This window comes from Escherichia sp. 93.1518 (assembly GCF_013368915.2).
GTDB classification, from domain to species: domain Bacteria; phylum Pseudomonadota; class Gammaproteobacteria; order Enterobacterales; family Enterobacteriaceae; genus Escherichia; species Escherichia ruysiae.
The window spans coordinates 158,269-181,698 of record NZ_JABWMT020000008.1 but is presented as its reverse complement, the minus strand read 5'-3'; the positions used below and the strand labels follow the sequence as shown (position 1 = coordinate 181,698).

Genomic DNA, 23,430 nt, shown 5'->3' with positions numbered 1-23,430 from the left:
ATTAAATATTGAGTCTTGTCCTGAATATATTCAAAAATACCTTTTGTCATATTCATTTGCATCGCTTGAAAATATGAGTTTTAAGCAACGTGTTAGCTGGCTGTGTGAGTATTTAAAGGAAGATGCAAAAATTAAAAAAGATAAGTTAGAGAGTTTGTATTAACATATTGTAATTTGTTTTTTATAAAGTTAAGATATGTTCGTTTTTTGATTGTTTAATTAATAATCTTGACGTTTTTTATAATTGATAATTTCGTGTTTTTGCAGTTTGTTAAATAGTTAACAAGTACTGATTAGCCATGTTTTGTTAAAAATTATCAATCTTCAAACTTGACGTGTAAAACCAAAAAAATCCTTATCCGTCATAATGTTAGGATAAAAACATCTACCCCCATAATAAACCCCATTAACCTGCGTCTTCACCAATAAATACCACCGAAACTTCTTAAACAGTTTCATATCCGGTTTAAAATCGGCCTGCCAGAACTGGTGCAAATGCCCTTGATACGTCAAGCCTTTGATGTCGTACAGGGCATTGCCCATCACTTTGAGTGGTTTGTTATGAATCAGCGCAGAGATCCCCGCCGTACTGTTAATCGTCACCACCGCTTTTGCATGGCGTAATAATTCCGGCATCGGGAGATCGTGCACATAAATGACTCGCTCACCTAAGCCATATTCCTTACTCAATCGTTTAATTAATGGTCGATAGAGTCTGTGACCACGATCCATTGGATGATGTTTGATCACCAAATAACTTTCTTTCGGCGCTTTACGCGAAAATGAGTACATGACTTCATTAATATAGTCACGCACATCGTTATAATTGCTGTGGTTACGAATCTGGCTATCGTTATATACCTGCAAAACGGCAAGATAATAACGCTGATCCAGCTCGTTCATTAACCTCGGCAATACCTTACGCTGTGTTACCTTGTAAAGTTGCTTGCGCCAGTATGCGCGAACCCAGCAACGTGCCTCATACCAGGGGGAAAACGATTTGTGGTGGCGGTAGCGAGGGAACTCATGACGGTAATGCCAGCCCATCAGGTAATACCACATCGCATGGCCAATACGTTTCATCGTTGAAGGTTTTAAGTTCTCAACATGCGGCGCAGGCATATCTGGTAACTTACGATAAAAATCTGGATCGCGCGGTAGCGATGAATATGCGTTCACTCCGCCTTCTTCAACGGTAATAAATTGCGGGCGTAAATATCCTTCTTCAAATGCCAGAAAGCGGATACCTTTCGACTTTGCCCAGCGTTTTGCTTCTTTATGCAATGGGCGGCAATCGCCAAAGCAGAGGATGGTGTCAAAGTCATATTGCCGGTGGAGATCCCGTAACCATCCGGGAAACTCTTTCGGTGTCTGGTAGTAAGCCAGATAATGTCGATGGCGGCAGTAAAAACGATCCCCACCGTTGAATACAACATTCACAGCGTTACGGCCTAATGACTCTAGCCACTCGGCAACATCACTGAAAAAGGGTCCCATTGGCCCCTGCAATAGCAGATATTTTTTACCGGATAATAAAACGGTTAGTGCATTACCTTGCATAAATAATTTGCGTAATAGTCAACTGTGAAATTGTTTAGCCAAATCTGACTTTGCAGAACATAATTAATTTGCGGTAATAGCGTATTACTCGCCCCGCTTTTTTTCTGGTAATAAACATCGGCTTGCGCGGCGTCTGGATCAAAAATTCCGCCGCCTCTTCAACCGTAATAGGTTGTAGCCGTGTTGGGTGGATATAGGTTGGATAAACAATCAGCGCCTGATATAGCAGATCCGCTAACGTTAATTTTCGCTCGCGACGCGGGCAGCGATGTTCATCGACGGTTAAACCCCAACCGGCATAGAAGGGCAGGCCGTAACAATGTACGTGCTTGCCATGTAATAACGCTTCAAACCCCGACAACGACGTCATGGTATGCACTTCATCTGCGCGTTGGATGCATTGAATAATATCTGCGTCCAGTGCCTGATAATCAGCAAGTTCAGCAGTCAGTTCTGCCGGAATATCGCCCTTGCGATTCCCCACCAGTACATCCGGGTGCGGTTTATAAATAATGTAGGCGTGCGGATTACGCTCGCGTACTGTGCGTAATAACTCAAGATTGCTCTTAATCGAGACAGTGCCTGTTTTAATAGAGGCATCGTCCTCTACCTGACCCGGCACCAGGATAACTGTTTTACCTTTGGCTTCGGCTGGTAGAGAGAAATCGGCTCCCAGGTTGTACTTACTCAGTTTGCTTTCAACCAGTCGCTGGCGTAATTTTTCCGCTCGCATCTTCTGCGCCAGCGTTAGCTGGCTATGATTCAGCAGCACTTCCAGATCGCTGGGGCGTGTGGCGTCATAGTAAATACCGCGTTTATCCAGCACCAGCGATAGCGGCGGCAGCAGGTCAGAGCCAAGTCCGGATGAACGCAGAAAACCATCTTCCATTCGCCATAATGGCAGTGATTTTCGCTGCGCTTCGGCTTGCCATTGTTGTTCTCCTTTTACACCCCATACCACGCAGGCGCTCGCCGCAGTACAGCGACGTGAAAAACTCAGCCGGTTTGTCGCCGTTCGTAAGAAAGGTTTCAGGATCGCCGACTTCCACAGCGTTAAGCCTGGCGCCCATAAATTGCCATTACGCTGCTGCTGATGGCGGCGTTGTAATTGCAGCCATTGCAGCACGGTAAACAGATCGCTTACTGCTCCCGTTTGCGGATCGATATAGCGACAGTAACGCAGGTATGCAGCGGCAAAAAGTTCTTCCAGCGTGGCAGAACCGCGTCGGGCAGATAACAAAGCGGACTGCGGATGACGATCGTCCGTTAACCCCCAGCCTGCATACCAGGGCTGACCGAAGCATGTCACTGGTTTTCCTGCCAGCAAGGCTTCAAAGCCGTACTGGGAGGTCACGACGTAAACCCGGGAAACGTGTCGTAACAGCGACTGCGGACTGACATTCTCCGCAATCAAACGTACTCGTTGCGTGGCGCGCAGATCGGCGAAATAACCTGTTTTCTTTCCTTCCAGTACATCTGGGTGCACCTTCACCCAAATTGTCGCTTGAGGATTTTCCGCCATCGCGGCTTCCAGCATGGCGGCGAACTCATTCTGACCCGCATTACCATACGTCACTGACATATCATTAAATGTCTGATCGACAACCAGAACGATGTCTGAATGTTTTGACTCATCAGCCACAAACGCAGGCGCCAGATTATATTTCGACAAATCTTCGGTCACGATGGTGTGCATCGCTTCTCTGGCCTGATCTGCCAATGCTGCATTTCCGGCTTTATCCTGTACCAGTTTCTCCAGCGCCGAAGGCTTGCTGGCATCGTAGTAAATGCCGCAATCATCCACCACCAAAGAAAGCGGCGGCGCACCATTGACGCCAAGATCCAGCGAGCGCACAAATCCATCTTCCAGACGGATGACCGGCTTTCCCGCTGCTTTGGCGATGGCGACTGGTTTCGCCGCGCTGGGGCGATGTCCCCACACGGCGATAGCATCAACTTCTTGCGGAACAGGGCGCAGCAGAGAAAGTTTCTGGCACGGTTGCGCCAGAAATTTCTCCAGATGCGGAATACGCCAGATGCCGGACGAAAAAATGCCAATCATGCGTTTTCAGCCAGTTCCTGTGCCATCAGGGCGCGCACTTTTTCAAGACATGCAGGGGTGTCAACGCCCGGACCGGTTGCGGCAACCTCAAACGTGCGAATGTTGATTCCCGCGTTCATTAACCGTAGCTGCTCCAGTGATTCCGCCTGCTCCGGCATGGACTCCGGTAACTGGCTGTAGTTTTTCAGCACATCGCGACGATAAGCGTAAATACCGACGTGTTTCAGATAGCGCGCTTTTTCAGCATTACGCGGATACGGAATCGGCGAACGGCTGAAATAAAGTGCATCATGGCGGGTATTCACAACCACTTTTACTGTGCTGGGCTCCGTCGCTTCTTCGGCAGAAATCGCGTGGCATAGCGTTGCCACCGGCAACGTGGGATCGTCACGCATTCCTTGCAGCAGCGTTTCTACATCCTGCGGGCGAATCATGGGTTCGTCGCCCTGCAGGTTAATGTAGATATCTGCCTCGACTTTATGCATCACTTCGACCAGCCGATCGGTGCCGGATTCATGATCGGTACGCGTCATGATGGCTTTCCCGCCAAACGCCTGCACGGCCTGTTCAACACGCTGATCGTCAGTTGCCACCCAAACTTCTGCGACGCCCGCCACCTGTAACGCACGCTCGTAAACATGCTGGATCATCGGTTTGCCAACAATATCGAGTAGCGGCTTACCCGGCAGGCGCGATGAGCCATAACGAGCCGGAATGACAATAACTGCTTTGCTCATTTCAACTCCTTACAACGACAGAATCACTTTTGCACCCACCGCCAGCTGATAGAGGATGGTGGAAATACCACGGGTAACTTCAATGTTTTTCGATTCATATTTCGGCAGAACCATAATCTCATCGCCCGGCTTGAGTGAATCCACATCTTCCGCGTTGACGGCGGCACCGTTCTGACGAATGACGATAATTCTGGCGTTACCCGATTTTTGCGTCAGGCCACCGCATTTCTCGATGTAATCCTCGGTGGTCATTCCCTTCTGCCAGCTCACCGCGTTCGGGAAAAGCACCTCGCCATGAACCATAACCAGCGATGTTTTCTCCGGAATATTGATGACGTCGCCATCTTCCAGCAGAACAGAATCAATATTGGACTCGTTGAGGATCACTTCACCTTTCGGAACCACGGTGCGCGCTTTCGCCACAAAGCGGCTGATCAGTTGCGCTTCCTGCATTCGCAGGCTGGCTTCTTCTTTGGTGGAGGACTGGGCAGAAAGTGACGCTTCCTCCAGTTTTTGCAGCGAGAGATTCAGCATCTCTTTCTGACGCTGAGCCACTGATGGGCGATAAAGCTGAACCGCGTTCATCTGCGACATGCTGTTCGGGCGGACTTTTTCCAGAACCGCACGCATGGTGGAACCATAAGGCAGTACCATGGCGTGTTCACCGGAGTGCGCGCCTTCAACCCGCACCTGAATGGTGCCAGCATAGCGGTCAGTGCTCACAATTAAGGTATCGCCGTTCTGCAACATACGGCCTGGCGCAGAACTGATCGGATAGTATTCGCTACGTTTTTGCAGCCCCTGTTTACGCATAATCGTAATGTGCGTCGCGCCAGGTTTAGGGCGCGCCCAGCTCAATGCTTCCGTTACGGGAATGCTGCTTTCGCGGAACTCAAAGTCGTAGCTGTTAAAGACATCGCCCTGAACGCTGAACGTATGTTGACGAGGCCCAACGATGATAGTGTCACCATCGGCGAATTGCGAAAGCCCCAGTTTACCGTTCAGCAGGAAGTCATACAGGTTGACGTTAGAGCGCACGCGGTTGCCGCGCTTGACCACAATATCAACGTAGCTCCCACGCTCTGGATCAACGCCGCCAGCCTTGATCAGATAATTGAGTAACGAATCAGACGTCACACCGCCGTACAGACCGGGATTACGTACAAAGCCGGTCACGTACACTTTTACTGGCTGCGCCTGTAATAAGGAGGCGTAGACGTTGACGTTGGACTGGTACACTTCCTTTACTTTTGATGTAACCAGAGTGTTCAACTGGCTATTGCTAACCCCGGCAACTTTCACTGGACCAACGTTTGGCAGAAAAATATTGCCTTTGGGATCAATCTGTAATGCACCATCAAAGGTGAACGCACCCCATAAACGAACCTGAATGCTATCGCCAGGATTCAGAATATAGTCAGGGTTGAATCCCACTGTTGCACCGCTATCCGCGCTGGTGCCGTTGAAAAGTTGAGCACCAAACATACGGCTCATCACCACCGGCGGCGCTGGCGGTGGGGTATTGTCGAAGCCGCTCATGTTTTGCGTATCCGACTTCTGTCCGCTCAGAATACCGGGGAGTGGCGCTGCTCCTGTCAGGTTTGGGTCAGCGTTAATATCAATGGCCGCGCTGGCCTGCGCCGCGTGACAGGCGGCAATCAGTAAAATTGATTTAAATAATTTCATCACAAACTCATTCAGCGACAGCGTTAATCTCGGTGATCTTCAATAACAGCCAGCAATAGTTTCAGGGTGCCGAACAGCAGGCAGCACACCAGTAACCAACAGGCGATCAAATAAGGGATGTTTGGAAAAGACGATTCCTGCGGCAACTGTGGTGAACTGATAACCGACAGCACCTTGAGCTTACGAGCCGCTTCTACACGGGTCTTTTCAATGGAGGTCAGGGTCAGTTTGTACAGCTCGCTGTTGAACTCTACTTTTGATTTGATTTCTTCAAAATCCACTGCCATGCGGTTTAATTTGTCACCTTGTGGCGCCGTGATTTTGCTTTTTTCTTCGTCGATTTGTGCCTGCAATGACTGAATCGCATTACGCGCACTTACCACTTGTGGTGCATCTTCACGCAGATATGTCAGCAAGTTACGCAGATCTGCTTCCATCTGGATCTTCTGACCCATCAGCGTATTGACTAACGTGCTCGCGGCCTCCGCCTGGGCTTGTGGATCCAGAACGTTGTTGCTGTCCTGATAAGAGAGCAGTTCCGCTTTGCTGGCATCCAGACGCTGGCGCGCTTTTTCCATCTCGCTTTCTGCAAAGGCAAGCTGATCGCGCGCAATGCGATGCGACATCTCATTGATAAAGCGTTCTGACTCTTTCAACACGGTCTGGTTAAATTTAAGCGCAAACTCCGGGCTAAAGCCCTGCGTCTGAATATTCAGCAATCCGGTCTTATCGTCATACGAAACGTTGATACGATCCTTGTAGTACTTGAGGAAGCCTTCTGCGGTTTCATCCTTGCTAAGATGATTAAGAAAATCGAGCCCGCTGTGGCTAAACGCTTCACGAAAATTCAGTTGCTTATCCAGCGCCGCCAGCATATCCGGCGAGTTGATGTACTCTTTCAGATACAACGCATCTTCAGCGGAACTGGGGTTAGAGGCACCCAGAAGCAGACCAAAATTCAGGCTGCCGCTGTTTAAATCATCTGAGCGTTTAATGGCGACTTTCGACTCGCTCATATAGCGAGGCTGGCTGAAGATAGCCAGATAGATCAGCAGCACCGCCATCGGTGCCAGAATGATGATTTTCGCCAGGTGTTTTTGGATATCTGCCAGTGAGATGGCAGACAGACGAGCACGCATCCAGGATACGGCAGACTTCACTTTTATCAACATGTAACGATTATCAAAGTTTCAGTGGGGCGCAAACTCAATGAGAGTCTAAACTCTCGCACCCCGTTGCTTAATTAGTCGAAAATGCGCACAAGGCCAGTGACTTTATTTGCCTTGTTAGTCACCAATAACGTTGAGACGCGGTGCTTTTGCATTTTTTCTTCCGCTTCAATGATCATGGTGTCTTCCGGTAGCGTCAGCGGTTCACGCGTCATCATCTGAGCCGCCGTGGCGGATGTCAGAGAATCCTCTTTTTCCATAAAGCGACGCAGGTCACCGTCGGTGATAATGCCCGCCAGCCCGCCTTCTGCGTCTTCTACCATCACCATTCCCTGGCATCCGCTGGTGATACGTTGAATCACGGTTTTAAATGACGCATCCAGTTGCACCGCAGGAACATCATGCTGCATGACATCCGCAACGCGGGTCAGCAGGCGACGACCTAATGAACCACCCGGGTGATAACGTGCAAAATCATTTGGCATAAATTTGCGCTGATGGATCATGGCAATAGCCAGCGCATCGCCGATCGCCATGGTCAGCGTGGTGGACGTTGTTGGTGCAAGATTATTCGGGCAGGTTTCATTCGCCATGTGGAGTTCCAGCACGGCATCAGCATTTTTTGCCAGCGTGGAATTTCCATTATTGGTAATGGCGATAATTCGGTTGCCGAAATTTTTCAGTGAAGGAACCAGCTTGAGGATTTCATCCGTTTCGCCGCTGGCGGAAATAAGGATCAGGAGATCGTAGGGCGTAATCATACCCAGATCGCCATGGAATGCTTCTGCCGGATGAATAAAGAAACTCGGTGTACCGGTAGAGGCCAGCGTCGCTGACATTTTACGACCGACATGCCCTGATTTACCCATTCCCGAAAGAATAACGTGCCCTTTACAGTTCATTATCAAATTAAGGACACGCTGGTACTGCCCGGAATCCAGTTGTTTAGACAAGTTTTGTAATGCTGCGCCTTGTTCTGCCAGGGTCTGGCGAACAGAGGTAATTAAATATGGATCGATAGTACTGCTCTGGTCATCAGGTAAATGTCTTTCAGACATATCAGCTCCTTTGCACGGAAATAATGCCACAGTCACAACAAACCCGAACCCACAATAAATTATTGATATTAAATCAATGGGTTATAACGAAATATTTTTATGAATATAAAACCATGGTCAGCCCATGCGCTTATGCAGGGCTTATCACCTTCTTATTAAGTCGCAATGTCTCATGGGAGTGCGAAGATGCTGCAATATTACAGGCGAGAAGGGGGAACCAAATTTTGCCCACCTATTTAACACACCCCTACATTATGAACAAGGAATTTAGGATTTTTATCATTTATTAAAATGTTTCGCGCTTAACTATTAAGTCAAAAAACAATTTAGTAATTGATTGTTTCTTTGTAAAAAAAGAACGTATGGCACTGTTATCAATGAATAAAACACGTCAGCAATGGCGATGATGTTTTGTGATTAACTATTTAAACCGGACATAATAAACAGATTGACAATTTCCCTGTAAAGCAGAAGAAAATAATAAAATTTTAGCGGTGACTATTAAATGACATGATAGTTATGGCGTTGATTATTTCTGGTGATGGATGCGGAATTAAGCCAGGCAGGATTGAATTTTGGCTATATCTATTTTTCAGGAGATTATTGCTAAATAAAAAATAACGATGGTGATTATCATTGATTGAGCTGGAGCCGCATATGCCAGCGAGTACTTCCGTCCGGAGCCTTCCTTAACTTCAGAGAAAGAGCCGATGGAAGAACAATCATCAGGCTCTTTTTGAGTTATACGTGCCGGTAAGGAGATGCCTTGTATGAAGGCGTTTCCGACAACCAGCAGTCCAGTTTAGATTCAGAGTGGTTTATTAATCGCGTCATAAAGATGGTTCAACGTTTTCAGGCGCTGCTTGTATGCTTTTGTCAGGCAGGTGGTATCGCCACCACACTGGCGACGTTCAGCCAGCCATAGTACCTGTGAGTCATGCAGTTCCCCGGCGGCTCCCATCGCGTAAAGCCCATGAAGAAATTGATACTTAACGCTCATCTCCACATCCAAATCGTTCAGGCTATGTGATGAACAAATTGCTTTTTCATCCGCACTGCGGGACTGGCGGCAGTCAAAACTGGCTGCCGTGGCGGAGAAAGCAGGGAGAATGATGATGAGAAATGCGGTAAGAATATTTTTCACTGGCCGATCTCCCCGGAACGAATAACGGGCCCCGGAGCCATGGTCAGGGTTTTATTTCTCAACAGCCTGAATCCCATCGCCTCTCCGGTTTTCACTGACAGTTCACAGGCGAAGTGAAAAGTCGTCCAGTTAATCCCTCTACGGTACTGACCATTACCTGTCAGCAGTGCAGGTGAGACCAGACGCTGCATATTATGTTTTCCCTGATCAAAAATAACCTTATCTACGTCGGTGTACCGCTTCTGTAGCTCTTTCAGAGCGAGTGGTCGGCAAATAAATTCAGCCACACGTTGAGCTTCTGTCCAGTTGGTATAGACAAAATTACGGTCATCTTTCCCTTTTACCTCGTGATTAATGACGTTATTCAGATGTTCTACCTGGGCAGGGTTCAACGTGACGTTCGCGGCAAATGCAAATCCGGTATACATACAGGATATTGCGGTAATTATAACCAAACGTTTAAAACTCATAAATACTCCGTTACGCATAAGTTTCTACATTTACTGTGCAATGACAATGTAAGATCCAGGAATAATTAACATGCTGCGCTGCATCAATTTTTTATGGTTAATCAGGTCATTCGGGTGTAGGCCTGAATATGCTGTAATGCAAATTTCAGCTTGCCTAAAATAAAATCTCTTTTCCAATATTGAGACCTGTGGATACGGGTATGACCTGATTGCCGGACAAGAATTTAATGTCAGAACACGGCGAATACTTATGAATTACTTAGGCAACATGGGCATAACTATCAGATAACAGTATCTGTGGCATAGGCGCGGGTAAGTCAGTGTTTTGCGCTATATATGGCCTGTCCATTAACAGATGCTGTGGTAAATAAAAAACAAAATAACATAATAAAAATATAATTAGGAATATTTATAAAGACGTTTTTAATCAATTGATATGGCTGCGATTATTTTTATTGTCAGGCAATTTTCCCATTATTTTTTATTCTCAATATGTTGATCTGCATTGCTTTTTTTCATTTCCACATTGCCTTAGCATCGAGTTAATGAAGTATTGTGATTAATTTGACTTTAATTGAATTAAAAAATAATTTTGATGCAGTCCTTTCTGAATATTCTCCAAAAGTAAATCTTATTGTTAATAACACACTTGCTGATGACGGTAGCGAAGACAGCATCAGGTTGCACTTCTGGACAAGCTACCACCGGACTGGCTCACTCCCCGAGGATGGCAGCTTGTCGAACAAGCCCGGGCGATTTGGCCGGAGCGGGCAAAACCTCTGATGCAACAGTGGCAGCAACAACTTAATGTTACCGCATTGCCTACAGGAAACCTGAATGGCTGGCATCAGGGAATGATGACGCTACAGAAACTGAGTGAACGACTGAACGGACTGGATGAGCATAAAGGGAAATATATGACGGTCAGTGAACTGAAATCTGTGGTGTATTCCGCTATGCAGCTATTTAACCAATCCATACCGGCTGAAGAACAACTGCGGATACTGGCGCAATCGCCGGTAGGGCAGCCACTCCCTCCTGCCGCAGGGGCTCAGGCAGAGATGCGCCTGAAACAACTTATCGCCAGGTATGCCGACATTAAACAGAATGCTTCGAAGCTAAAAGGTGTGAATGATTATGAATGACTCAGCTCGTTATCGAAATGTCTGCTGCGGAGATTGCTGCACAATCAGGGAGAGTGCCAGCGGACAGAATATCGCTTTGATTTTGTGAAAGTTATCATGAAATTGCATAGTGGTTAGATTCTATCCGCAGTCCATTGAACCTTATTTATTTAAATACGGCTTTAGATTTTTGCCTGCCGCAGGTAGTAAGTGATTGTAGTAAAATCCTCCGTGTTACCAGTTGTTTGTATATCCGTGTGAAATTTTCCTACAGTGAATGTTTAGCTGTTTACCTATATTTATAATCAATGTATCGGTCGTGATCAGAACAGAATGGAGTTGCACATTCATTGAACTTGTCAGAATTTAATTGCATTGAAAAATAATATCCCATAAATTTCATGGTATAGATAATAATAATTTGTTGGTATTGATTAGTTGAACGCTTTACCATACATGGAATATACAAGGAGTCGCGATGCCAGAGGATGTAAAAAACATGATTAGCGTTATGGGGAAAAGAGTTGCGAAGCTTGTTCCCTATGTCGCTTTGTTATCTGGAATAGTTGTTTGGAGCTATTTGAATAGTATAGGTCGAGTAGATATTTTTCCTGATATACTTTCGTTTAATGCTGGGCTTATGTCGGTTTTGGTTTCAGTTATGATATTTGCACTAGCAATTTCAATGACATTGGTTATACCCAGCTTTATATTGATAGTTATTAAGTCAACCTATGAAAAAAACAGTCGTGCTGTAAATGTATTATCGAAGCTTCCTGCTGTATCTTTGTGTTTATCCATCCTGTATTTGGCTATGATTTTTATCCCATTCATACCTGAGGTGGCGAAAGTAACTAAGGGATATGAACCCGGGATTGTTCTAATCGTCTCAATCATTTTGTTTTTGTCATTTTGCTTTGTATTCCTGACTTTAATGAGGAATTTTAAATGGAATAAAGATGATGGTGTAATAAGTAATATAGGTAGTTTTATCGGGCATACACTCGTAAATCTGTTTGGGATTTTTTCTGCAACATTGTCAATTTCTATCCCGATCTCGTTCCTGATGCAGTCAAGTAAAGGGGAGAGTACTACTGCTGTCATTTTTGCACTGTTGTTTATGATTGCATTCTCTTTTCTTACATTCTTTCCTTCAATTATTTATTTTTCCAGCACGGGAAAAACAAAAAGCAATATTGTTTCGGTTGTTCATCAAATATCATTGGCAATTGTGGGTGCGGTTTTGTTGACGTTTTTATTCTTCCCTAATATCGCAACAATATTTATATATTCATCACTCAATGCGATTGGTCTTGTTAGCAAAACACCACATTTTTATCTCATTAACGGAGAGAAGTATAAACCTGCTATGTTTCATAAAACGTCATGGAATACTCAGGTACTATCAGATATGGGAGAGCATTTTTACATTAAAGGTGTGAATGTATTTTCTGTGGAAAGTAAAAACCTGATTTGCCCTATAGCAGTAGTAAAAATCAGGGATGAGACATATAAGAGAGATTACGTATCTTTTGTTCCGTTTGCTGATAGTAAGAAAATTGCGGAATTAAAAAAAATGACCAGAGACTGTCTGGTATTAGACGATGTTGATATTCAACAATGGGATACATTGTTTGATGATAATGGGAAAGTGAGGGAATGATATTTTTGCGATAAAATAATAAATATTAGCTGCTGGGAACGCTTACCTCAGTTATGTGTGGAGTCTGGTTCACACATAACGGTCTGAGGTTCACATATAGTAGGTGGAACTGCACACATAGCGGCGTGAAAAACATTCCCACCTCGCTTGTATGATGTTGAGCCATCATCTCTGCATTGAGCTTTAAGTTAATATGCCTGGTTAGGCTCATTTGAGATAAAATTTCACGATGTTTATTATTGCTTATTGAAATATATAAATATTTTTATTTGTTTTTGAGATGTAGGCATGAGGCAGTTGGGATAACCAAACATCATGGTTCAATTCAATCTCTCTGAACAGAACTAAAAATACTGCGCCAGAACCCACTCGAACTTATTTACCGCCTCCGCATACTTGGCCGGATTCTTATCATTCAGCACTGCCAGGTTACGCAGCTTCCAGCGAATAGCCGGAAGATGCTGAATTTCAGGATAGCGATACATCGACCAGTCAGGGATGTTTTGCTTAAAACTGAGCAAGAACTCGCGATCCCGATCCGTAAGATGTGACTTCAACGCCTGCGGCAGCAAATTCGTTACTGACAGCAGCGATTCCAACGACGTTTCCTGCTGGGTCATCCCTGAAAATTCCTGGGCGTACAACCTGGCAATCCGCGCTGTATTCCAATTCGGTGCCAGCAGTTCGGCAATAGGTCGAGGATGACCAGCCAGGTAGCAAAGAAAACCGTCAAAAATTTCGCGCGTCAGACCCGGTTTCTCCAGCATGTTCATCACATCAAACAGATCGCGCGGATGCTGACGATCGAGCGCGGCGCAGATTTTACCGCCATAAAGATCCGCCAGCGAAACAATACTTATGGTGGTGAAACCATATTCCATTTCCACGCGCTCGCATACCGGCATTTCTGCCGGAGGCAACAACAGCCCACGCCAGACAGGACTAACCTCGATCTTTATCTGTGCATCAGCGGTATTCACAATGATGCGCTTTTCATCTGCTTTATTTTCCTGTCGAATCGCGGTAATCCCCGGTTTACTGTTCAGCGATGCAGTAATTCTCTTCAAAGCATCGTTAATAGCCGTCAAATCGGTATCGCGATCAGCAAAAGTCTTATACGCCAGATCGATATCCACCGACAAACGGGGAAAATCCTGCACAAACAAATTGATTGCCGTGCCGCCTTTCAACGCGAAACAGGACTCCTCCGCCACATGCGGCAGAGCAGCCATCAGCAGTTTAACCTGTCGGTCATAACTATCACGCAGATCCATCTTCAACTCCTTCCGGTTTAAATGTGCGTGGAACAGTAATTTGATAATCCGGCTCCAGCCAGCCGCCGGGTATGATTTGCCGCTTTCCTGTACCTGTTTCTATACCGCTTTGATCAAGATACTGAAAATAAGGGTGCCCATTACGCCGGGCAAGGTAAAGCATCACCCGGTTGGTTTTAACCGAATGGCTGGCGCAGAGTAGTGTTTGTAATTTACGCGGGCTGAGAAGATTCATTCCCTGAAACAGAGCATCGGCATGTTCGAACGAGATCAACGAAGGAACACCGTAGGCGATCTCATACGCGGCCAGTTCCGGGACACTGCCCGCTAACTGCCGGTCGCCCACATTAAGTTTTGTCGTGAATGGTGTTATATCGACGGTGAGGCCAGAGGTATATAGTGTGACAAACGTCGTAGATTGGTCGAAGGCAGCAAACCATCCTGGTAGCTTGACGTAAGCCGGGAGCGCGAGCCAGACCTGCGATTTCCCCAGTTCGGTATAGTGCGCATAGCCCTGAAGCGCAAGGCTGGTTAGCCCCGCCACCCGAACTGGCTTTTCCCACTGCGATTGTAGGCAGTAAACTGCATCCACCCAATCCGGTTCACGACCCGTTCGGCAGTATACGCCGTGAGCGATCCGCCTGAGCCAGCCATTCTGGACATAGAGATAAGAGAGCTTACGATCTATGCCGTTGCGGGTAAGCCATGACTGGAGCAACACCTGACCGGGGAGGGTGTTTTGCATCAGCCAGTTTATATACTTTGGCAAATGTCGTCTCTTGATTGACAATTTGGAAAATTATTAAACTATTATAGTTCTTGTTTTCAGATTGGTACAGGTATTTGACTAAATAGTCATAAGTCTTTCAGGAGACTTAGTTGTATGATTTATGCAGATTATTTTTAGTGGAGCAATCAATGCATATCATAACTAAAGATTTTGTACATAAAATTGACGACAAGTTGATAGCCGCTGATGTCGCACTTCATGCTCGACCATTTTGTGTTGTAATCGAATGGATGAAAGAAAAAAATATCACTGGCGATATACTGGATAAGGGGATATGGGAGCCTGTGATGGGGATTTATGAATATCTTTACCCAAAAGGCGATTTTTCTATTCCATCAGTAATGGTTGGTGGGGTTGCTCTGCGTGATGTGATGTACCCTGTGCACATTAATGTCGCTTATGGTTCTTTTAGTATTGATCCCCTCAAATGTATTGATATCTCGCAAAGCGAATTAGAATTTATTTTTCAGAATTACCCAGAGCAAGGTTGGAGGGCTTTTTATGGCGTCTGTGATCTTTGGGACTTTGGATATGGAGTTGATGATCTTATCAACATGGGATCTCCGGCAAAAGAACTTTTATGTAATGCGCGGTCATCCGCTGTGGCGACCCCCCGTATTCTATCTGGAACAGATCCTGATGCTGCTGTTCAAACGGCATGTTTGATGGCTGAATTATCAATTAAAGCTTCACTAACTCACTTAGGATGGACTGGTGACCAACTAAAAAAATTGTCACATCATCTACCCAAACTAGCCGCTGAATTAATTAAGATTAAACCTACACGCAATGATGAGCGGTTGTTCCAGGCATGCGCAAATTTTCCAAATTATGTAGAAAGTCGATATGCTTTTCATGGCATGACTCGCCTTGAACTTATGGCTCTTTCAATGCGTGCGCTATTTGTTGCTTCTGAGGCGATCCGCCGCATATCTCAACGTAATATGGCTAACGAGATGGAAGAACGATCTGATTGTCCTTCCCGACCAGTGCTTTGATGGGATGAAAGAATAATATTAAATTATTGAAGGATTATATATGGATAAATACAGATTATGTGGGAGGGAAATAGTATTAGAACTTAGTCATACTCTCCCCAAGTCATTGAAGTAATAAAAATTCAAAGAGGTGAATCATCTCCTAATAAAAAGATAAGATTGAGGAGTGAGTTATTAATAGTATGTTTTACCAATTTATTTAATATTAGTGATTTATTACTAAGCTTGCATTGTTTGATTGAATTGGTGTAAGCTTAGTTTTATATATGTTTAATAGTATAATTTATCTGATCCATTTTTGAGGTATGAGCCTATCTCCTTTATCTTTCCAGCAAACTGATTCATGAGTATTATCAATCGACCCCATATTGAGCTATCAGTATGCTCAAGAACGATAATTTGGAAATTTAGATTATTCTTTTTAATTGCTGATGATAATATTTCAAAATACGCCTTGTGGCAGTAATATCAAATTTCCTTGATTTTTGTAGGTTTTCATTTTTATTAGATTGATCTAGTATATTTTCACCAGAATCTGTACCAGGAAAATAAACCTTGATTAGTTGAACGATTACTAAAAAGCTAAAGGGAGGTAATTTATGTCTATTTGGGTGAGAGATATTCATGTAAAGCTAATGAAATTGATATGTGATAGCCCATCCAATTTTCACTACTACCAACTTTCCATAGATATTTTTTTATATATTTGGTTCTTAAAATTTAATGTTAGTTATTTCTTATCAAGACTAATATTTTCTCTTCGTTCAAGGTTAAATTTGTCTGCATATTTTTCAATAAGCGAATTAACTTCTTTATATGCAATGTATTCGTGACGTTCGCGATTAAATTTTTTAAAATAAATATCAAGAGGAGTTAACTGTCTGTTTATTTTTTTATATTTTCACTGATGCCGTCTGTATTCTTTAGTGTTACCGCTTTTACGGGCAAACTTTTCCTTCTGCTTTTTCACGCCGGGATCGTTGCCTGCGCTCAATACCGAGCGGGCATCCTCGCGCATCTTGCGGGTAATTGCCAGAGAAACAGCAGGATAAGCGCCAAACGCCAGCTTTTTCTCTTTACCGCCGAAACGGTACTTGAGGTGCCAGAGTTTAGATCCGTTGGGTTTAATCAGCAGGTACAGACTCTGCGTATCGCTGAGAGACATAGTGGGGGCTCCATAGTTTATCAAACCGACGGGCCTTCAATTAAGCCCTAAAAAACTATGGATGTCAAAAAACCTGGTAGCACCTGTTGGTGCTCCAGATTCTTTGTTACTAACTGATTTTTAACGTTTCAGGACTCATAGCGACGCCATGAAACTAAATAGTGGTGCCCGGACTCGGAATCGAACCAAGGACACGGGGATTTTCAATCCCCTGCTCTACCGACTGAGCTATCCGGGCAACGGGGCGCATTAAACCTGATTCGCCTCGTCTCGTCAATCAAATTTCTTCAAATTACTGCAGACTGCACAATCTATCATCACTTTGCCGCTATTGCACACATTTCAGGAAAACCAGGCGGTCCAGGCGGCGGAAAGTGGCATTGCCAGAAGCAGTGCTGGAAGCATGTTGACCACCGGGAACATTTTAATGCCACAGATGCGCAAACCGGTTGCCAGAAGCAATAATCCTCCCACCGCGCTAAAGTCCGCCATCATCGCCGGCGTAGTTAGCGGTAATATCAGCGCTGCTCCCCAGGCCAGCGTTAACTGGATGATGAGCAATGGAATGCTAATTACTGATACCGCAATCCCCAGAGAGCAGGCGAAGATCATCGCCGTAAAGAAATCAAGAAATGACTTGGCGATTAAAATACTCGGATCGCCAGTCATTCCTTCATTCATCGCGCCGAAGATCCCTGTACCGCTGGCACAAAACAGGATAATAATCGCGACAAAATTTTGAATAAAAGATTCATGCGCTGGCTTCTTGCGCGAGTGGCGAAACAGATTCTGCGCTCTGGCAACCGCTGTATTGACTCCTTTCTCCAGCAAACATATTTCGCCGATTAGAGCGCCAAGTAGCGTAGCTAAAACCATCGCCGGAAGGTTGGCGCATTTCACCACCAGTAAAATACCAATCCCCAGCGATGCCAGACCAAAAATCGATGTCATTGAGACGCGGATACGTTCCGGTAAACGTTGGCTAAGCAGTGCGCCGAGAACGCCACCCAGTAATACTGCACTAGCGTTGATAAAAGGGCCGATGACCACGAGAGTTCCTGTTAACTGTATTGTTTGATTTTTTTATTATGAACTTTTTGCCCTGTTTATGGCTTGTCTGGCCGCAAAGTCCTGGCTTGCACGCTTTAGCGAAAGGTGCCATTATTGCGCGAATTTTCTCCTCTCTGTACGGAGTTTGCCTGATGCATGCCACCTCCTTACATTCTCTCGCTTCTCGCCGTTTTGCGCGAAAATCTTCCCTTTCCATGTTACTGCTCATGCGGTGAAGTTAACGCACGCTTACTGCAGGACAACAGTAAAATCAGAGCGTTTCTGCTTTTACTGATGTCTGGCGGTCGGAGCTGGTGACCAGTTTGACCCACATCTCATGGGGCAAGGTTTTTCATCTTGTCCGATATTCTTACCTCCCCGAAACGGGTTTGCGCTTATGAAATCAATGAGTATTGCCGCCAGTTATGAACTGGTTTCCCGACTTTCTACCCATCGTCGCGTGGTGGCGCTGGAAGATACTGATTTTACGGACGTCGCGGCAGTCGTCATTACCGCTGCGGATAGTCGTAGTGGCATTCTTGCGTTACTTAAGCGAACCGGGTTTCATCTACCGGTATTTTTGTATTCTGAAGATGTTGTTGAAGTGCCTGCGGGCATTACGGCGATTATCAACGGTAACGAGCAGCAGTGGCTGGAGCTGGAGTCTGCTGCTTGTCAGTATGAAGAGAATTTGCTGCCACCGTTTTATGACACGTTGACGCAGTACGTTGAGATGGGCAACAGCACCTTTGCTTGTCCAGGGCATCAACATGGCGCGTTCTTTAAGAAGCATCCAGCCGGACGCCATTTTTACGATTTCTTCGGTGAGAACGTCTTTCGCGCCGATATGTGTAATGCCGATGTGAAACTGGGCGATCTGCTTATCCATGAAGGCTCGGCGAAAGATGCGCAGAAATTCGCAGCCAAAGTTTTTCATGCCGATAAAACCTATTTTGTCCTTAATGGCACCTCGGCGGCGAATAAGGTTGTGACAAACGCACTGTTAACGCGTGGCGATCTGGTGCTATTCGATCGTAACAATCATAAGTCGAATCATCACGGTGCGCTGATTCAGGCCGGGGCGACGCCGGTGTATCTGGAAGCCTCACGCAACCCATTCGGTTTTATCGGCGGGATTGATGCGCACTGTTTTAATGAAGAGTATCTGCGCCAGCAAGTTCGCGACGTTGCGCCAGAAAAAGCCGAACTGCCGCGCCCGTTCCGCCTGGCGATTATTCAGCTGGGAACCTATGACGGCACTATCTACAACGCCCGCCAGGTGATCGATACCATTGGGCATCTGTGTGATTACATTCTGTTTGATTCTGCATGGGTCGGGTACGAGCAGTTTATCCCGATGATGGCGGATAGCTCGCCGCTGCTGTTGGAACTTAACGAAAACGATCCGGGGATCTTTGTTACCCAGTCGGTGCATAAACAACAGGCGGGATTCTCGCAGACGTCGCAGATCCATAAAAAAGATAACCATATTCGCGGGCAGGCGCGTTTTTGCCCGCATAAGCGGTTGAATAATGCCTTTATGCTCCATGCTTCCACCAGCCCGTTCTATCCGCTATTTGCCGCGCTGGACGTCAATGCCAAAATCCATGAAGGGGAGAGTGGTCGTCGGCTGTGGGCTGAGTGCGTTGAGACGGGAATTGAAGCGCGCAAGGCGATTCTTGCACGCTGTAAGCTGTTCCGTCCGTTTATCCCACCCGTTGTCGATGGCAAATTGTGGCAGGATTATCCGACGTCAGCGTTGGCCAGTGACCGCCGTTTCTTCAGCTTTGAACCAGGAGCAAAGTGGCACGGCTTTGAGGGATATGCCGCAGAGCAGTATTTTGTTGATCCGTGCAAGCTGTTACTGACCACGCCAGGTATCGATGCCGAAACCGGTGAATATAGCGATTTTGGCGTACCGGCGACGATTCTGGCGCATTATCTGCGTGAGAACGGCATCGTACCGGAAAAGTGCGACCTCAACTCCATTTTGTTCTTATTAACACCGGCGGAAAGTCACGAGAAGCTGGCACAACTGGTGTCGATGCTGGCGCAGTTTGAACAGCATATTGAGGGTGATTCGCCGTTGGCTGAGGTGCTGCCGAGTGTTTATAACAAATATCCGGTGCGCTACCGCGACTACACTTTGCGCCAGTTGTGTCAGGAGATGCACGATTTGTATGTCAGCTTCGACGTCAAAGACCTGCAAAAAGCGATGTTCCGCCAGCAGAGTTTCCCGCCAGTGGTGATGAATCCACAGGATGCGCATAGCGCCTATATTCGCGGCGAAGTGGAGTTGGTGCGGATTCGTGATGCCGAAGGGCGAATTGCGGCTGAAGGGGCGCTGCCGTATCCGCCGGGGGTGCTTTGCGTAGTGCCGGGGGAAGTCTGGGGAGGCGCGGTACAGCGTTATTTCCTCGCACTGGAAGAAGGCGTGAATTTGCTGCCGGGGTTTTCGCCGGAGCTACAAGGTGTCTATAGCGAAACTGATGCGGACGGCATGAAACGGTTGTACGGTTATGTATTGAAGTGAGAATAAAAAAACGGGTCACCTTCTGGCGACCCGTTTCTCTTTGCGTAATTAGTGGCTAACAGTCTGTGTGCCCGCAGGGACACGAACGTGTTTGTATTTAAACATCGCCATGAATGCGAAGGCCAGAATCACGGAGTAACCTGCGAAAATCAGCCATACGGTCTGCCAGTCGGTAATGCCGTTTTGGGTGTACATCTCAACCACTTTACCGCTCACAATACCGCCGAGGATACAGCCGAAGCCGTTGGTCATCATCAGGAACATCCCCTGCGCACTGGCGCGAATTGCCGGGCTAACTTCTTTTTCAACAAACACCGAACCAGAGATGTTGAAGAAGTCGAATGCGCAACCGTAGACAATCATTGACAGCACCAGCAGTACAGTACCGAACGGAGTCGGGTCGCCGTAAGCAAACAGCGCAAAACGCAGGATCCACGCCACAATACTGATCATCATTACGTTCTTAATACCGTAGCGGCTTAAGAAGAACGGGATGGTCAGAATGAACAGGGTTTCAGAGATCTGCGAAATCGACATGATGATTGACGCATGTTGCACGATGAAGCTGCTGGCAAACATCGGGTCTTTGTCGAAGCTGTGCAGGAAGGTATTACCGAACATGTTGGTAATCTGCAGTTCCGCACCCAGCAACATCGAGAAGATGAAGAAAATCGCCATACGCTTGTTTTTAAACAACGCGAACGCATCAAGCCCCAGCAAAGTCGTCCAGCTCTGATTCGCTTGCTGTTTAGCAACCGGAATATGCGGCAGCGTAAAGGTAAACAGCACCAGAACGGCGGAGAGAGCTGCGCCAATATACAGCTGCATGTGGCTTAATTCGAAGCCAGACAGGCTCACCACCCACATCGCCATAATAAAGCCGATGGTGCCCCAGATACGGATTGGCGGGAAATCCGTCACAATATCCAGCCCGGCATTTTGCAGTCGATAGTAGGAGATTGTGTTGATTAACCCAAGCGTTGGCATATAAGCAAACGAGTTAATCAATATCACAAGGAACATCGCCTCCGGCGTGGTGACTTTCGCCGCCATGAAGAGAGTGATCGCACCAATAGTGTGACAAATGGCGTAAACCCATTTCGCACTTAACCATTTGTCGGCCACAATCCCCAGCAACGCAGGCATAAAGACAGCGGCGATACCCAATGAACTATAAACTGCGCCGATAGAGGCACCGTCGAACTTCAGGGTAACAAACATATATGAGCCGAGGGTCGTCAGCCAACTTCCCCACAGGCAGAACTGCAGAAAAGAGAGAATTTTCAGCTGCAGCTTAAGATTCATGTTAATTTCCTCACATCATGATGCGGATGAGTGTTTCAAAAAGCACATTTGACCGTGCAAGATGATGCGATTCTATCAACTTCACTGACTGTTTTTTTGTTACCCGTGGCAAATAATTGCAAATAATATCGTTTTGCAAAACATAATTGTGATGTAGATAACACTTTTGCCCCAAGACATCGTCAAGGGGCGATAAGTGCAATTATCGGCGACGGTAAGATTTTTGCGCCATGTTCACTTTATAGAGATAGCGGCGAGATTCCGCAGACGGATGACGTGTGGTCAGTGTCTGATAAACATCGCCCGGCGTCATAGTATTAATGATGTTGGCAGCCTTAATTTTATCATTTGAGAAGACGCGTAATACGCTGCCTGCGCCGCCGTTATAGGCGGTGATGACGGCATAACGCCGCGACGTTGGGTTATCAATGCCGCCAAGATAAACATTATTCAGCATCGCCAGATATGCGGTGCCGGTATCAATATTGCTGGCAGGATCAAACAAGAAACTTCGGCTCGGCGTGCCGGATTTCCCCTGCGAGCGGAATACATCTTTCCCGGCGGTGTGTTGTACCACCTGCATTAATCCCAGCGCGTCGGAACGGCTGACCGCATATGGGTTGAAGGAGGATTCGGTCTGCATAATCGCCAGAATCAGCGACTCATCGACGCCATATTTCCGTGACGCCTGGCGGACCATGCCGAGATATTTATGCGCACGTTTATCAAGGTGGTTCGGCACCATGTTAATGGTGACGCTGTAGATGATACGCAACCCGTTGCTGCGGCTCTTCAGACGGTTTTTCAGCAGATAATCCGCGAAGTTGCTCGCGCGACCTTCCCAGCGAATCGGCTGCCCGGTGTTGTCCACCACCTGACCGTAAAGGAAAGGTTCTTTCGAAATTGTAATATCATCAACGTCGGAATAGAGATCGACCGAACTCGGATCGTCACCCATCAGCAACGTTTTGATAATTGCCCGGCGCAAATGCGCGGCAGGTTCTGTCCCGGCGATGGTTTCGATAGTAATCGTACCGTCATCGAAGTTGATGTGACTGCGGGTCTGATATTGATCGGTGTATTTCACGTAGTCCTTAGGACCGGCGATCACCACCTCTTTGAATCCCCAGATGTTCTCAATATTGTGGGCAAATTGCCCCATCAGAATATCAAAACCGTTGGTATCTTTGACCCAGGCTTCGTTATAGGTATCGCCTTTTTTGGTCGTCGAACAGGAGATGAGCAACGGCGCAATCAAAGCCAGCGCAAGATATTTTTTCATCATTCCGGGTGCGTGTTGTGTTTGTTTTTATGCAAGTTGCCGGAGGCGTGCTCCGGCACTGTTTTTATTTTTTATCTTCCGGCGTATAGCCCTCGATATGCACCTCTTTACCCTCGAACAGGAAGTTGACCATCTCCTGCTCCAGCAGCTTGCGGTGCTCGGCATTCATCATGTTGAGTTTCTTTTCATTAATCAGCATGGTTTGTTTGTGCTGCCACTGCGCCCAGGCTTCTTTGGAGATCTCGTTATAGATGCGTTTTCCCAGTTCGCCGGGGTACAGCTGAAAATCCTGACCTTCTGCTTCACGTTGCAGGAAAGTACAAAAAATCGTTCTGCTCATAAATCATCCTCTTTATCGAC

20 protein-coding genes, 1 tRNA gene and 3 pseudogenes are annotated in these 23,430 nt (G+C 46.4%); 6 read left to right on the top strand and 18 right to left on the bottom strand.

Features of this window, described 5'->3' with window-relative positions; genetic code table 11:
- Positions 1 to 324 precede the first annotated feature (324 nt).
- The 8 genes from HEN21_RS08425 to HEN21_RS08390 all read right to left on the bottom strand — a co-directional run bounded on the left by HEN21_RS08425 (position 325) and on the right by HEN21_RS08390 (position 9,886).
- Positions 325 to 1,560 (bottom strand): capsule biosynthesis protein, encoded by a 1,236-nt coding sequence (locus HEN21_RS08425; RefSeq protein WP_176252201.1) that lies wholly within the window; start codon positions 1,558 to 1,560, stop codon positions 325 to 327.
- A 34-nt stretch (positions 1,561 to 1,594) separates the two neighbouring features.
- A complete protein-coding gene (locus tag HEN21_RS08420) occupies positions 1,595 to 3,622 on the bottom strand; it encodes a capsular polysaccharide biosynthesis protein (RefSeq protein ID WP_176252202.1) in 2,028 nt (675 codons plus the stop codon).
- Positions 3,619 to 4,359 carry a 3-deoxy-manno-octulosonate cytidylyltransferase gene (gene kdsB, locus HEN21_RS08415; protein ID WP_176252203.1) on the bottom strand — a complete coding sequence of 247 codons (741 nt, stop codon included), beginning with the start codon at positions 4,357 to 4,359 and terminating at the stop codon, positions 3,619 to 3,621. Before kdsB ends, HEN21_RS08420 begins: the two co-directional genes overlap by 4 nt.
- A gap of 9 nt (positions 4,360 to 4,368) precedes the next feature.
- On the bottom strand, positions 4,369 to 6,045 hold the full coding sequence (locus tag HEN21_RS08410; protein ID WP_010348153.1) for a polysaccharide biosynthesis/export family protein: 1,677 nt from the start codon (positions 6,043 to 6,045) through the stop codon (positions 4,369 to 4,371).
- A 23-nt stretch (positions 6,046 to 6,068) separates the two neighbouring features.
- Positions 6,069 to 7,217 carry a capsule polysaccharide export inner-membrane protein kpsE gene (locus tag HEN21_RS08405; RefSeq protein ID WP_000905918.1) on the bottom strand — a complete coding sequence of 383 codons (1,149 nt, stop codon included), beginning with the start codon at positions 7,215 to 7,217 and terminating at the stop codon, positions 6,069 to 6,071.
- A gap of 71 nt (positions 7,218 to 7,288) precedes the next feature.
- Entirely contained in the window at positions 7,289 to 8,272 is a 984-nt protein-coding gene (locus HEN21_RS08400) for a KpsF/GutQ family sugar-phosphate isomerase (RefSeq protein WP_001298261.1), read from the bottom strand.
- 808 nt (positions 8,273 to 9,080) lie between these two features.
- Positions 9,081 to 9,416, bottom strand: a complete 336-nt coding sequence (locus HEN21_RS08395) for a lysozyme inhibitor LprI family protein (protein ID WP_000789898.1) — start codon at positions 9,414 to 9,416, stop codon at positions 9,081 to 9,083.
- Entirely contained in the window at positions 9,413 to 9,886 is a 474-nt protein-coding gene (locus tag HEN21_RS08390) for a hypothetical protein (RefSeq protein ID WP_016159831.1), read from the bottom strand. Before HEN21_RS08390 ends, HEN21_RS08395 begins: the two co-directional genes overlap by 4 nt.
- A 582-nt stretch (positions 9,887 to 10,468) precedes the next feature.
- Here HEN21_RS08390 and HEN21_RS08385 point away from each other — a divergent pair.
- The 3 genes and pseudogenes from HEN21_RS08385 to HEN21_RS08375 form a co-directional block, all read left to right on the top strand.
- Positions 10,469 to 10,576, top strand: a pseudogene (locus tag HEN21_RS08385) (type VI secretion system contractile sheath small subunit); the annotation flags it as partial.
- Positions 10,558 to 11,031: pseudogene (locus HEN21_RS08380) on the top strand (VasL domain-containing protein); the annotation flags it as partial. The pseudogenes HEN21_RS08385 and HEN21_RS08380, both read left to right, overlap by 19 nt.
- 457 nt (positions 11,032 to 11,488) lie before the next feature.
- The gene (locus tag HEN21_RS08375) at positions 11,489 to 12,673 is read left to right on the top strand and encodes a hypothetical protein (RefSeq protein WP_176252204.1); all 1,185 of its coding nucleotides are present in this window, start codon (positions 11,489 to 11,491) and stop codon (positions 12,671 to 12,673) included.
- Between the two features lie 344 nt (positions 12,674 to 13,017).
- Here HEN21_RS08375 and HEN21_RS08370 read toward each other — a convergent pair whose 3' ends face one another.
- Positions 13,018 to 13,947: a nucleotidyl transferase AbiEii/AbiGii toxin family protein gene (locus HEN21_RS08370; protein ID WP_176252205.1), complete on the bottom strand. Its 930-nt coding sequence runs from the start codon at positions 13,945 to 13,947 to the stop codon at positions 13,018 to 13,020.
- Positions 13,934 to 14,716 carry a type IV toxin-antitoxin system AbiEi family antitoxin domain-containing protein gene (locus HEN21_RS08365; RefSeq protein WP_176252206.1) on the bottom strand — a complete coding sequence of 261 codons (783 nt, stop codon included), beginning with the start codon at positions 14,714 to 14,716 and terminating at the stop codon, positions 13,934 to 13,936. Before HEN21_RS08365 ends, HEN21_RS08370 begins: the two co-directional genes overlap by 14 nt.
- 149 nt (positions 14,717 to 14,865) lie before the next feature.
- On the opposite strand from HEN21_RS08365, the gene HEN21_RS08360 reads away from it, so the two are divergent.
- Positions 14,866 to 15,735: a hypothetical protein gene (locus tag HEN21_RS08360; protein ID WP_176252207.1), complete on the top strand. Its 870-nt coding sequence runs from the start codon at positions 14,866 to 14,868 to the stop codon at positions 15,733 to 15,735.
- A gap of 270 nt (positions 15,736 to 16,005) precedes the next feature.
- On the opposite strand, the gene HEN21_RS08355 is transcribed toward HEN21_RS08360, so the two are convergent.
- The 5 genes and pseudogenes from HEN21_RS08355 to HEN21_RS08335 all read right to left on the bottom strand — a co-directional run bounded on the left by HEN21_RS08355 (position 16,006) and on the right by HEN21_RS08335 (position 17,950).
- Complete coding sequence (locus HEN21_RS08355) at positions 16,006 to 16,161, bottom strand: hypothetical protein (protein WP_309487107.1); 156 nt, start codon at positions 16,159 to 16,161, stop codon at positions 16,006 to 16,008.
- Between the two features lie 177 nt (positions 16,162 to 16,338).
- The gene (locus HEN21_RS23370) at positions 16,339 to 16,437 is read right to left on the bottom strand and encodes a DUF3732 domain-containing protein (RefSeq protein WP_328056828.1); all 99 of its coding nucleotides are present in this window, start codon (positions 16,435 to 16,437) and stop codon (positions 16,339 to 16,341) included.
- Between the two features lie 217 nt (positions 16,438 to 16,654).
- Positions 16,655 to 16,900: pseudogene (locus HEN21_RS08345) on the bottom strand (Arm DNA-binding domain-containing protein); the annotation flags it as partial.
- 162 nt (positions 16,901 to 17,062) lie between these two features.
- Positions 17,063 to 17,138: transfer RNA gene (locus tag HEN21_RS08340), tRNA-Phe, on the bottom strand.
- 104 nt (positions 17,139 to 17,242) lie between these two features.
- Positions 17,243 to 17,950, bottom strand: a complete 708-nt coding sequence (locus HEN21_RS08335; RefSeq protein ID WP_176252477.1) for a DUF554 domain-containing protein — start codon at positions 17,948 to 17,950, stop codon at positions 17,243 to 17,245.
- A 152-nt stretch (positions 17,951 to 18,102) separates the two neighbouring features.
- Between HEN21_RS08335 and HEN21_RS23020 the strand changes: the two genes are divergently transcribed.
- Together HEN21_RS23020 and speC are read left to right on the top strand one after the other, a co-directional pair.
- Complete coding sequence (locus HEN21_RS23020; RefSeq protein WP_219906480.1) at positions 18,103 to 18,186, top strand: hypothetical protein; 84 nt, start codon at positions 18,103 to 18,105, stop codon at positions 18,184 to 18,186.
- A gap of 161 nt (positions 18,187 to 18,347) precedes the next feature.
- The gene (gene speC / locus HEN21_RS08330) at positions 18,348 to 20,483 is read left to right on the top strand and encodes an ornithine decarboxylase (RefSeq protein ID WP_176252476.1); all 2,136 of its coding nucleotides are present in this window, start codon (positions 18,348 to 18,350) and stop codon (positions 20,481 to 20,483) included.
- Positions 20,484 to 20,531: 48 nt separating this feature from the next.
- On the opposite strand, the gene nupG is transcribed toward speC, so the two are convergent.
- The 3 genes from nupG to HEN21_RS08315 all read right to left on the bottom strand — a co-directional run bounded on the left by nupG (position 20,532) and on the right by HEN21_RS08315 (position 23,410).
- Complete coding sequence (gene nupG, locus HEN21_RS08325; RefSeq protein WP_176252475.1) at positions 20,532 to 21,788, bottom strand: nucleoside permease NupG; 1,257 nt, start codon at positions 21,786 to 21,788, stop codon at positions 20,532 to 20,534.
- Positions 21,789 to 21,990: 202 nt separating this feature from the next.
- Positions 21,991 to 23,070: a membrane-bound lytic murein transglycosylase MltC gene (mltC, locus tag HEN21_RS08320; protein ID WP_105285470.1), complete on the bottom strand. Its 1,080-nt coding sequence runs from the start codon at positions 23,068 to 23,070 to the stop codon at positions 21,991 to 21,993.
- A 64-nt stretch (positions 23,071 to 23,134) separates the two neighbouring features.
- Positions 23,135 to 23,410: an oxidative damage protection protein gene (locus HEN21_RS08315; protein WP_000091700.1), complete on the bottom strand. Its 276-nt coding sequence runs from the start codon at positions 23,408 to 23,410 to the stop codon at positions 23,135 to 23,137.
- Between the last annotated feature and the right edge of the window lie 20 nt (positions 23,411 to 23,430).